Source organism: Chloroflexota bacterium (assembly GCA_014360805.1).
GTDB lineage: Bacteria > Chloroflexota > Anaerolineae > DTLA01 > DTLA01 > DTLA01.
In genome coordinates this window covers 1-10,200 of sequence record JACIWU010000030.1, presented here as the reverse complement: position 1 = coordinate 10,200, position 10,200 = coordinate 1, and the positions used below count along the sequence as shown (strand labels likewise).

General features: G+C 63.5%; 10 protein-coding genes (1 of these 10 only partly in view). All 10 read right to left on the bottom strand.

Features of this window, described 5'->3' with window-relative positions; genetic code table 11:
• Nucleotides 1-642, bottom strand: the 5' portion of a protein-coding gene (locus H5T65_06800; protein ID MBC7258939.1) for a hypothetical protein. It extends 729 nt beyond the left edge of the window; 642 of the gene's 1,371 nt are visible here — the first part of the coding sequence; the start codon lies at nucleotides 640-642; the stop codon falls past the left edge of the window.
• A 235-nt stretch (nucleotides 643-877) separates the two neighbouring features.
• Nucleotides 878-1,123 carry a hypothetical protein gene (locus tag H5T65_06795; protein ID MBC7258938.1) on the bottom strand — a complete coding sequence of 82 codons (246 nt, stop codon included), beginning with the start codon at nucleotides 1,121-1,123 and terminating at the stop codon, nucleotides 878-880.
• A 125-nt stretch (nucleotides 1,124-1,248) separates the two neighbouring features.
• Nucleotides 1,249-2,862: an FAD-binding protein gene (locus H5T65_06790; protein ID MBC7258937.1), complete on the bottom strand. Its 1,614-nt coding sequence runs from the start codon at nucleotides 2,860-2,862 to the stop codon at nucleotides 1,249-1,251.
• Between the two features lie 46 nt (nucleotides 2,863-2,908).
• A complete protein-coding gene (locus H5T65_06785) occupies nucleotides 2,909-3,592 on the bottom strand; it encodes a 4Fe-4S dicluster domain-containing protein (GenBank protein MBC7258936.1) in 684 nt (227 codons plus the stop codon).
• Nucleotides 3,592-4,704, bottom strand: a complete 1,113-nt coding sequence (locus tag H5T65_06780) for a 4Fe-4S dicluster domain-containing protein (protein ID MBC7258935.1) — start codon at nucleotides 4,702-4,704, stop codon at nucleotides 3,592-3,594. The genes H5T65_06785 and H5T65_06780 overlap by 1 nt, the downstream gene beginning before the upstream one ends.
• Nucleotides 4,705-4,730: 26 nt before the next feature.
• Nucleotides 4,731-5,159, bottom strand: a complete 429-nt coding sequence (locus H5T65_06775) for a hydrogenase iron-sulfur subunit (protein ID MBC7258934.1) — start codon at nucleotides 5,157-5,159, stop codon at nucleotides 4,731-4,733.
• A gap of 61 nt (nucleotides 5,160-5,220) precedes the next feature.
• Nucleotides 5,221-5,883 (bottom strand): CBS domain-containing protein, encoded by a 663-nt coding sequence (locus tag H5T65_06770; GenBank protein MBC7258933.1) that lies wholly within the window; start codon nucleotides 5,881-5,883, stop codon nucleotides 5,221-5,223.
• A gap of 60 nt (nucleotides 5,884-5,943) precedes the next feature.
• Nucleotides 5,944-8,922 carry a CoB--CoM heterodisulfide reductase iron-sulfur subunit A family protein gene (locus tag H5T65_06765; protein ID MBC7258932.1) on the bottom strand — a complete coding sequence of 993 codons (2,979 nt, stop codon included), beginning with the start codon at nucleotides 8,920-8,922 and terminating at the stop codon, nucleotides 5,944-5,946.
• A gap of 83 nt (nucleotides 8,923-9,005) precedes the next feature.
• Nucleotides 9,006-9,860, bottom strand: a complete 855-nt coding sequence (locus H5T65_06760) for a CoB--CoM heterodisulfide reductase iron-sulfur subunit B family protein (protein ID MBC7258931.1) — start codon at nucleotides 9,858-9,860, stop codon at nucleotides 9,006-9,008.
• On the bottom strand, nucleotides 9,857-10,200 hold a 344-nt coding region (locus tag H5T65_06755; GenBank protein MBC7258930.1), incomplete at its 5' end, for a heterodisulfide reductase. The genes H5T65_06755 and H5T65_06760, both read right to left, overlap by 4 nt.

The following is a 10,200-nucleotide window of genomic DNA, read 5'->3' as shown; positions in this document are numbered from 1 at the left end:
GAATCCGGCTTCGCTCAACTCAATAAGCAAATCTCTGGCTTGTCTTGAGGTTAGAACTCGGGCTGCTTCTATCTCCACTGGTTGCAGACTCGCCCGTTCAAAGGTCGGTGCTCCTCGCAGGTGGCTTGCTTCAATCAGCTTATCAAGACGTGGGGTACCCGGGTGTACTTCGTGCCAATCAAAGACCATGTGGCGGGTTTTGCGACCATCTAGCGATGACTTGACTGCATTCTCAAATGCCTGTGAGAACGCGCTCAGGCGTTCGGCTAGTCCACTGCTATCCGCTGACACAACACCGACTTCAAGGCTGGCTTCTGGTAACGATTGCCCAGAGAGTCCAGACAGGGTATACCTGATCCATGCGGGGCGACCAGTCGGGTTCGTCACAACATAGTACATATCCTGGTCTCGGAAGAACGCCTCCCCTCCCCATATGCCTCCCGAAAAGCGCCTTCCCAGCGCCGACTCGGACATTCCTAGCAGTATCGGTAACCCAACTTCCACCCCGGCGATCTGAAGCAATGCAGTTTGCGACCCCAGCAGGGCCGGTTTCCAGCCGTCCTCTGACATCTTGAACACCACTGCTACGAGATCGCTTGGGTCTAGCTTGGTCTGTGTGGTCAAGATTCGCGTTTCTATCATTGCATCCCCACCTAGCGCGCCTTACCATGTCCGCGCAAGCTGTGATACTCTCGCACGACTCGCCTCGAACGTTATAGTACTAGCCGGCAGGCCCGCTGCGTATGCGAACGAGCCGCTCGCGCAGTACTCGCTTCCGGCTCCTCCGCTCACATCATACCATAACTTGTGTTAGGCGTCAACGCTATTTCGCAGCCGTTCCAGCGTTTGGGCCACCAGCAGTGTGATGCGCGTCGTTTCACCGGACACGTCCATACACCTTCTCTGCCAGTTCTGCACCCAGCGCCATTTCTGCGAACATGCGGTGGACTTGTTCGGCGGTTGCCTGGGGGTAACGCTGCTTGATCCCACTGATAGCCAGCGTTCTGACGGTTTCATTCAGGCTTTCCACCACCGCCATCTTTCTCCACGGCGGCATACGCCGAATCAGGTCAATTTGCAGGGCTTCAATTCTGGGATGGGTGTCAGGAAACAAAGCGCCCATATCGGTTCTCCACAACCGCATGCTGTTCCCCATCTCAATTGTAGCCGCACTCTCACGGCGCGTCAATGGGTTTCAGCGGCCTCTCGCTCCGGCCTTTGCCGTGGGCGCGAGGGTGCGTTGTCCCCCTACACGCCCTTCTTGCGCGTGTAGTCGGGCAGCAGGATGGGGGCGCTGACCTTGGGGTCTAGCCCGGCGTCCTTCAATTCTTTCTCCCAGCGTTCCAGGTGGCTCAGCGTGAGTTTGCCCAGTTTGACGTCGCGGAAGTGCTGGCCTACGGTGATGCCCGCCCGCCGCCCGAATACGGTTACATCCAGCAGGGAGTTGCCCATGAGGCGGTTGCGGCCGTGGACGCCGCCCGACGCCTCGCCCGCCACGTACAGACCCGGGATGTCGGTGGTGCAGTCGGGCTTGATGGCGATGCCGCCGTTCTGGTAGTGCAGCGTGGGGTAGACCAGCATCGGCTCCTTGACGATGTCCACGCCGAAGCGTCCGAACTGGCGCACCATGGCGGGGAGTTCTCGCTGCACGGTGCCCGGGCCGTGGATGATCTCAATCATGGGCGAGTCCAGCCACACGCCCTGGATGCCCGAGGGGGTGCTAACGCCCTTGCCGCGCTCCACGCACTCGCGGATGATGGCGGCGGATTCGGCGTCGCGGGTCTCGCGGGGGAATACGAACTGCTCGCCGTCTATGTTCACGACTTGGGCGCCCAGGCCGCGCACCTTTTCGGTAACCAGGAGGCCGACGATCTGCTCGGGGAACGCGGCGCCGGTGGGGTGGTACTGCATGGTGTCAATGAACGCCAGGCGCGCCCCGACGCGGTAGGCCATGACGAGGCCGTCGCCCGTAGCGCCGTAATGGTTGGTGGTGGGGTAGTTCTGGTAGTGGAGCCGCCCGCTCCCGCCGGTGGCGATGATGGTGCACTTCGCCTTGACGACCAGGTACTCGTTAGTCTCCAGGTTCATCAGGACCGCGCCGGCCACGCGCCCATTTTCGTCCATGAGGAGTTCCACCGCCGGCGCGAATTCTATCACCTGGATGTCCTCGGGCCACGACCGCACCTCGTCGCGGAGGGTGCGCATGATCTCCGCGCCCGAGTAGTCGCGCGCCGAGTGCATGCGTTTGCGCGACGTGCCGCCGCCGTGGATGGTGATGAGGGTGCCGTCGGGGTGCTTGTCAAACATGCAGCCCAGGCTCTCCAGCCACTGGATGACCAAGGGCGCGTCCCTGACCAGCGCCTCCACCAGGTCGGGGTCGTTGGTGAACCCGCCGCCGCCCATCACGTCCAGGTAGTGGATGGCAGGCGAGTCGTTCTCCTTGTCGGCGGCTTGGATGCCACCCTGGGCCATCATGGTGTTGGCGTCGCCGTGGCGGAGTTTGGTGGCCATGATGACCTTGGCGCCGGCCTCGCGCGCCTTGATGGCCGCCGCCGACCCTGCGCCGCCCCCACCGATGATGAGCACGTCGGTCTCGTAGTCCACATTGTCCAGGTTGACGGCTGCGGGGTCCAGCAGGGGGCGCGCTTCCAGCAGGTCTGCCAGTTCGTGGGGCGTGCGCGTCCCTTTGTTCGGCCCGACGCGCAGTTCACGCATGGCCTCGCGGATGTAGTCGGGGTGGAACTTCTCCAGCAGGGCCTGTTTTTCCTGCGCGGTGAGCATCGGGAACGTTTCCTGAAGCCGCCGCGGGCGGGTTGCCTCTACCTTCGCAATGGAGTCTCGCATGTACTGCGGATAACCCATGATCTCCTCCGCTGTTCGTTATCTACGGAACGGGTGCGCGCATCGGCTATTCCGGCTCAATGTCGCGCTCGTAATATGCCTTCTTCAGTTCGTCCTTGGACATGGACTTCAGCCGGATCAGTTCCGCGTCGTGCTTGCCGTCCATGATTTCCTGCACGCGCTTGTGCAGGTGCTCGGCGCGCGGGGCCAGGTACTTGCCGTAGAGGCGCCTGCACAGGATGGCGATCTGGTACTGCTTCTCCTCGGCGGGGCAGCGTGCAGCGCACAATCCGCACATGATGCAGTCAAAGGACTTGTCGGCGACGGCTGCGATGTTGCCCTTCATCGCATCGGCCATGTAGTCGCGCACGTCTATGTCCTGGGGACAGACCTTGGTGCACGTGCCGCAGGACAGGCAGCGGAGCACCTCGGGGTACGTTTTGAGGAGCGCGCTCATGTCGGGTTTCAGTTCTTCCAGGTGGTACTGTGCGCGGGGCGCGGGGAAGAACGGGATTTGCGCCAGGTACATTTCCGGCTCCACCATGGTGGCGCATGCCAGGCCGATCTTCAGCCGGTAGTCGTCGGCCGTGCGATAGACCGTGGCGCACGCCCCGCAGAACCCCGCGCGGCAGCCGACGCCGCGGATGAGTTTGTAGCCGGCGTACTCAAGGGCCTTCATGATGGTGAGCGTCGGCGGAACCAGGTACTGCTTGTTCATGATATAGATGGGAATCAGTTCTTGTTCGGCCATCACTGAATACCCTCCAACTCGTCTTCGCGGAATGTGGCGACAGGTGGGGCTTCGTCCAGGCTTCGGCCGGGCACGTAGTCAAACAGGGCCTGGACTTCTTGCCCGACGGCGCGGAACATGGTGGCGATGGGCAACTGGCTTGGGCAGGCGCTGTCGCACATGCCGCACCCGACGCATGATGTTACCATGTGGTTGAGCCGCGTGATGTGGAAGAGGAGCGTATCGGTCGGGAGCCGCACCGCGCCCTTTCGGGCTGCCCACTGTTGGTATTTCTCGGATTCATGGTCAAAGATGGGCGTGCGGAAGATGCACTCCTTGCAGTAGCAGATGGGACAGTTCACCATGCAGTTGTGACAGCGGATGCACGTGGAGAGATAGGCTTGCAGCCCGCTCATGTCCCTGACGCGCTCGCGGAAGGCCGCGAACAAGCGGTCGCGGGTTTCCGTGCGCTGCCTTGTGATTTGGGCCACGACATTCTCGCGGGCCTCGGCGGGCTGGCCCGGCTCCAGGCGCAACTTTTCGGCCAGGGCGTCGGCGACTTCCAGGTGGATGCGCTCGCGGGGGTTGTCGCCGAAGATGTGGATTCGCAAGTCGCCGTGGCTAGGTGTGAACTTCTCGCACATCTGGCAGGCGGTGCGGAAGGTCTTGCCGGCGTGGGGCTGGATGTCGCCCGCCGCGACCTGCGACAGGAGTTCGCCTTTGGCGTCCACGCCGTCGCGGAGCATGTCCGCATAATCCCGCACCTCGTAGGTGCCCGGGCAGTCCACGCCGATGATGAGCAGGTTGTCGGCTTTGGCCTGCTGGAGTTTGACCAGTTCCACCACGGCCCGAATCTCGCAGTCGCGCATCACGACGCCTACCCGCTCCTTGATTCCGGTCATCGTGATGTTGGATACAAGTCGGGCCGTTGTTATGGGCATGACGGGCGCAAGCACATCCATGGCAGCCAGGTGTCGTGGGTCGCGCACCAGGGTCTGCACGGTGTTGTCGCCGGAAGCCACACGCAGCGGCACCAGCAGGGAATCTACAATGCCTTCGTCTAGCAATCGCCGCAGCAGAGCAAGGATCGCTTCTGAGGGATTGCCTTTCGTGTCCAGTACGCTGTGCACCATGAATCGCGAAATCCTCCCTTCGGCGATCAGATGTCCCACGCGCCCTTGAGTGGGTTGGGGCCTTTGGCCTTGAGGGTGGCGACCATCTCGGTTACGGTGTCCGCGAACAGGCGGCCTTCGCTGGCGCTGATCCAGCGCAGCCACACGCGGTCTTCGTCAAAGCCCAACTGCTTGAGGATGCTCTTTAGGATGGCGACCCTTCGGCGGGCCTTGTAGTTGCCGGTCTGGTAGTGGCAGTCGCCTGGGTGGCAGCCGCCGATGAGGACGCCATCCGCACCCTCCAGCAGGGCTTTGCTCACGTACACGGGATCCAGTGCCCCGCTGCACATCAGGCGAATGACGCGGATGTTGGGCGGGTACTGGATGCGCGACGTGCCCGCCAGGTCCGCGCCCGTGTACGTGCACCAGTTGCATAGAAACGCGATGATCCTGGGTTCAAATTCGGTTTCGGCCATTCGTTTCTCCGACGTTGAGAATACGGGCTTTGCAAGATTATCGTGCGCCGTTGCGGCGGCGTTAGGCCTGGGGCGCGGCGTGGACTTCGCGGATGTCTAGGATGGTCAGGCCGAGCGCCTCCATGGTCTGCTGTAACTTCTCCTTGGCGATCCCTGTAACCTTCAGCGTTACGGTGCGGTTGGATGCATCCTCGCCCAGGAAGGTGCCGAGGCTCACGATGTTGCCGCCCAGTTTGGCGATCTCGCCGGTGATGGACGCGAGCATCCCCGGCTCCTCGGGGACCAGAAGCGTGATTCGGATTCCCCCTTCTCGCGCGCCGAGCATCTCAATGAAGGTCTTGAAGATGTCGGTCTCGGTGATGATGCCGATGAGCCGGCCATCGCGCACCACAGGGAGGCCGCCGATCTTGTTGTCGGCCATGATACGAGCGGCTTCTTCCAGCGGCGTGAACTCCGTTACCGTGATCACGTCTTTTGTCATGACGTCGGCCACGGTGATGCGCGAGATGAGGTAGTTGAGTTCCCACACGCTCAACGTTGTGGCTGGCGACGGCGACGCATACAGCAAATCCTTCTCCGAGACGATGCCGATGAGATGTCCGCGCTTGTCCACGACCGGCAATCGGCGCACTTTCCGCTCCCTCATCAGTTTGAGGGCGTCATTGATGGGCATTTCGGGTCCGGTGGTAACCGGATGATGGCTCATGCGCTCTCCGACCAACATAATTCTACCTCCTCACCTTCGCTTTGAACGGCTCCGATACGACGAACATTCGCTCCAAGATTACAACCCAAGGGCGGCCGCGTCAACTTCGGCCAGCACAGCCTTGTGCTCAAAGGTGTACTGTTGGGTGGCCTTGTTCGGGCACGTTACGGCGCAGATGCCGCATCCCTGGCACAACTCGTCCAGCACGCGCGCCACGCGCTCCTCGTAGTCCATAACGCGCGCGCCATAGGGGCACGCCGAGACGCACAGCCCGCAGAAACTGCACAGGCGCTTGTTGACGCCGACGCGGGTCATCTTGCTGGCGCGCTGCTTCTCGGCCAGGTAGGCGGCGGCCCGCACCGCCGCGCCCTGCGCCTGCTCAATCGTCTCGGGGATGAAGTGCGGCCCGTGCGCCAGCCCGCACAGATACAGGCCTGGCTTCATGAAGTTCAGCGGGCGCATCTTCGGATGTTGCTCCTGGAAGAAGCCGTCGCTGTCCAGCGGCACGCCCAACAATTGCGCCAACTCCGCGTTGGCGTTTGGGGCGATGCCCGTGCTGAGCACCACGGCGTCGGCTTGCAGGAGCACCGTCTCGTTCAGAGTCGCGTCGGTTACCTGCACCCCAAGCCCGTCGGCGGCAGGTTCCACCTTCGGCTTGTCGGGCAGTTCGTAGCGGATGAACACCACGCCCTTGTCGCGCGCCTGGCGGTAGAGGAGTTCGTGCATGCCGAAGGTACGGATGTCGCGATACAGGATGAAGATGTTGGCTTCGGGCCTCAGTTCCTTGAATCGGATGGCGTTCTTGACCGCCTGGGTGCAGCAGATGCGCGAGCAGTAGGGGCGGTTCTCGTCGCGGGATCCGGCGCACTGGATCATGACCAGGCCGCGCGCCTTGGCGAACGGGGATTGCGCCAGGGTGTTTTCCCCGCCCGATAGCGCGCGGGACAGGTCGCCCTGGAGCAGGACGCGGGTGTCTTCCCCGTAGAGGTATTCGCGCACCTGCGCCTCGTGGCCGCCGGTGGCGACGATGACAGCGCCCGCCGAGACCGGCACGCGGTCGCCCGCGGCCGTCTGGATTTCCGCGCGGAAACGGCCGCCGACTCCGGAGAATGACGCCAGGGTCGCGCCGAGGTGCATGGTGATTCGGTCGTGGCGGCTGACCTGCGCGGCGAGTTGCTCGGCGTGGGTTTGGGGATCGGGCGTCTCCGCCGTGAACCCAATGTTGTGTAATTGGCCGCCGAGACGGGTCTCGCGCTCCACGAGGGTTACGGGGTGGCCGAGGTTCGCCAAGGTGAGGGCGGCGGTCATCCCTGCCAGGCCGCCCCCGATGACGAGCGCGCCATCGTCAACGTCCGTCGTCTGGATTTTGACCGGGTTGGCGTGAACCGCTCGCGCGGCTGCCATGGCGACCAGGTCTTTGGCCTTCTCCGTGGCCAGCGCCGGCGAATGCCGGTGAACCCAGGCGCATCCTTCGCGGAGATTCGCCCGTTGTAGGAAGGCGTCGTTCAGGCCGGTCTGGGCAAGCGCGCGAGCCAGTTCCGTCTGGCAGGTTCGCGGCGAGCATCCGGCGAAGACCAGGCGATTGCTGCCGGTGGTTCGGATCCACTCGGTCAGGTTCGCAATGCCCTGTTCCGAGCAGCAATCCTCGGCGTGGCCCACCGCAACGACGTGGGGCAGGGAGGCCGCATACTCCGCAAGCGCGGCGACGTCCATGGCTTGCCCGATCGTGCCGTTGCACGTGCAGATGAAGACGCCGATGGCAGGCTCGCTTTCGGCAACCTGGGCAACCGGCGCGGCTTGCCAGGTCCGGGCCGGCTGCGACGCCGTTTGCGCGGCGTGGGCAGCGGCTGCGGCGGCCTCGGCCACGGTGTCGGGGATGTCTTTGGGTTCCAGGTAGCAGCCGGCTACGAAGACGCCGGGGCGCGCACTCACAACGGGTGCGAATTCGCCGGCCTCGCCGAAGCCGTAGGCATTCACAGCAAGCCCGATGTGCTCGGCCAGTTTTCGGGCCGACTCCGACGGCTCAAGCCCAACGGCCAACACGACGAGGTCAAACTCCTCTTCTTGCGGCTGGCCGCGCTCATTGACATAATTCAACGCAATGTGGCCGGTCTTGGGATGCTGCTTGGCTTTGGACACCATGGCTCGGCGAAAACGGATTCCTTCTTGTGCCACGCTGTCCCAGTAGCGTTCGTATCCCTTGCCGAAGGTGCGGATGTCCATGGTGAACACGGCGATCTCGGCATCGGGCTGGGATTCCAGCGCAGCCCGCGCCTGCTTCGCCGTGTACATGCAGCATATTGAGGAGCAGTACTCGCGCCCCACCGTCTGGTCGCGGGACCCGACGCACTGGATGAAGGCGATTCGTTTCGGCGTCTTGCCATCCGAGGGCCGCACGAGTTTGCCTTTGGTGGAGCCAGGAGGGCTGACCAATCGCTCAAACTGGATGCTGGTAACCACGTTGCTGAGCACGCCGAATCCGAATTCGCCCTTGCGCCGCGCGTCAAAGGGCGAGAAGCCCGGGCTGAGGATGACGGCTCCCACGTCCAGCGTCTGCTCCGTCGCCTGCTCGTCCAGGTTGATCGCCTGGGTAGGGCAGGCGTCCACGCATTTGCCGCAGCGGATGCACGCGGTCATGTCAATCACATAGGCGTTGGGCACGGCACGCGGCGGGGGCGCGTAGATGGCCTTCTGGGGCGCGAGGTTCCCTTCGTGGGCGTGCGGTCGCGTAACCGGGCAGACCGCCGCGCAGTCGCCGCACAGGTTGCACCGCTCTATGTTGACATAACGCGGGTTGCGACGAATCCGAGCCTGGAAGTGGCCCGGCTCGCCGTCCAGGTGTAGTAACTCGCTCAGGGGCAGCGGCGTGATGTTGGGGTGCAGGCTACACTCTATGGATGGGCAGTAGGTGGCGTTGGTGGGCGAACTGATGCACAGCCCGCACGAATCCGTCGGGAAAGTGCGGTCCAGCAGGTGAAGCGAGCCTCCGATGCCCGGCGCCTCGTCCAGCAGGTGCACCGCGTGGCCTCGCTGGGCCAGCAGGAGAGCGGATTGCATCCCGCTCAGGCCGGCTCCTACCACAAGTATGGCGTTGGAACCTCTGTCAATCGTAGCATCAGCCATGGCTCAGTCCCAAACCTTTATTCCAGGCCTTTTGCTTTGAGGAGAGGCCTGGGGTCTACAAGGTGCTTTGCGAACCACTTGTTCCGTCCCGGAAGGTCCAGCGCAAGGCCCATGAGTTCGGTGATGTACATGACGGGGACCTTCGGCGAGATGCCCTTCTGTCGGCTGTCCAGGTTAGCCTGGCAGAGCGGGCACGCGCAGACGATGCAATCGGCCTCGGCGTCGTTCGCACCCTGGGCGATGCGCCCCGACAGAACCGCAACCACATCGGCGCGATCCAGCGCCAGCGAGGCCCCGCAGCATTCCACCGTGTGCGCCCACGGCACCGGCTCGGCCCCCAGCGTCCTCAAGATGCGGTCCATGATCGTGGGATGTTCAGGGTCATCCCAGCGGTTGGTGAGGTCGGGCGGGCGGATGAGCAGGCAGCCGTAGTAGGAGACGGTGCGCAGGCCGTTGAGCGGCCGCTTGACCTTGGCGGCCAGGGCTTCCGGCCCCAGGTCATTGCCCAGAACGTCCAGCAGCGTGCGTGGGCGGGCCGCGCCGATGTACTCGGTCTGGAATTCGGCTTCCATCTCCTTGCGCCAGTCGGGGTCTGTGCGCATCCTGTGGTCGGCGGCGGCCATGCGGCCGTAGCAGGCGGCGCAGGGCATGACGATGTCGGCCCGGAGCGCCTGCGCGCGCATGAGGTCGCGCGTCGGCAGCGCCAGCGCCAGGCGATGGTCCAGCGAGTGCGCCGAAGATGCCCCGCAGCAGTTCCAGTCTTCTATCTCCACCAACTCTATGCCCAGGGCCTCGCAGACGGCCTCGGTGGACCAGCCGTATTCAATTGCCGTGGAGTGCAGCGTGCAGCCGGGATAGTACGAGTATTTCACCCTTGCCCTCTCGCTTGCTTGCTGAACAATTGCTGGATTTTGGCCATGCCCTTGATGCGCTCGGGCAGGATCGGGATTTTCCCTCGGAGGAACATGCGGGCGCCCAGGTCCAAATCGGTGAACAGGTCGCCGCTCAGGAGTTTGTACAGCGCCAACATGCTCAACTCATGGACGCGCCCGAAAAGCCGAATGCTGTTGAGGAACTGGCGGTGCAACACCAGCACGCGGCGCTCGGCGGGCGCGTAGCCTTCGCGCGAGGCCATCTGCTTGAGCGCGTCCATGACGTGGCCGGCGGCAATCCCGTTGGGGCAGCGCGTCCAGCAGGTTTCGCATCCCACGC